General features: G+C 63.5%; 1 protein-coding gene. It reads right to left on the minus strand.

Translation table 11 applies throughout. The features are described 5' to 3' along the window. Positions 1-88: 88 nt before the first annotated feature. Positions 89-865 (minus strand): VOC family protein, encoded by a 777-nt coding sequence (locus EOA27_RS37705; RefSeq protein WP_126081943.1) that lies wholly within the window; start codon positions 863-865, stop codon positions 89-91. Positions 866-1,075 lie beyond the last annotated feature (210 nt).

Raw genomic sequence — 1,075 nt, forward strand, 5'->3', positions numbered from 1 at the left:
CATGAAATGGGGGAGAGGTGGCTCGGCGAAGCCGAGACGGAGAGTGGGAGCGCCTTATGCGATTGGCCGCTCCGAGGGAGAGAGAATTCTACCTCACCGGTGCCAGCAAGGCGAAATGCGCGCCTTGCGGGTCCTGGCACTGGATGATCCATTGACCGCTCGGCACATCCATCGGCCCCATGATGACCTTGCCGCCATTGTCGGTGACGCGCTTGACGGCGGCGTCGATGGCGTCGACGTTGAAATAGAACTGCCAGACGGGGACCGGGATCTGCGGCGGCTTGTTCATCATGCCGCCGCCGGATTCCGGACCGGCGCCGAAGGTTTTGTAGATGCCCATCTCGCCCATGTCGAACTCGCCGGCGCTCGTCCAACCGAACTGGGTGGAATAGAAATTGAAGGCGGCTTTCCAGTCCGAGGTGTAGAGCTCATGCCAGCCGACATGACCGAGCGTGGTTGCCGGCACCGGCGGCTGGTCAGGCTGATTGGGCTGCAGGAACATGAAGGCCGCACCCTGCGGGTCGGCGACGACCGCGAACCGGCCGACGCCCGGAATACCGTCGGGCGCTCGGTGCACGGCGCCGCCGGCGTCCTTGAGCGCCTGGGTGGAGGCGTCAACATCCTTGGTGTAGATGTAGCCCAGCCAGGTTGGCGGCATGCCCCTCTTGGCGGGTTCTTCCGGCATGGTCATCAATCCGCCGACGCCGCGCTCGGCGGAATTCACCACGATGTAGCGGGGCATGCCGGGGGCGTTGTCGAAGGGCTCGGCCTTCCAGCCGACAACGGCGGTGTAGAAGGCCTCGGCGGCGTCGAGGTCGGTGGTCATCAGTTCGTACCAGAAGAAAGGTTGCGGGGATTTCGGCATGGTCGGTCTCCTCACCGGTTCAGGCAGCGATCGCGGTTCGATCCATCCTAGGACGATCCTGGCGACAGAAATCCGACATGGGCCGAAAATCCCGGTCGGCAAGGCGCTTTGCTCCTGATCTTGCATAGCCCACTCTTTTCGACTTTGCTGCCGGCAAAGAGGGGTTTGCCTTCCATGCGCCAGATGTCGCTCACGCCCGAGCTTGTGGCT

This window comes from Mesorhizobium sp. M2A.F.Ca.ET.037.01.1.1 (assembly GCF_003998075.1).
GTDB lineage: Bacteria > Pseudomonadota > Alphaproteobacteria > Rhizobiales > Rhizobiaceae > Mesorhizobium.

What these genes read in the sequence shown, in the direction of transcription:
- EOA27_RS37705 (WP_126081943.1), bottom strand. Translation starts at nt 865, where the DNA reads ATGCCGAAATCCCCGCAACCTTTCTTCTGGTACGAACTGATGACCACC.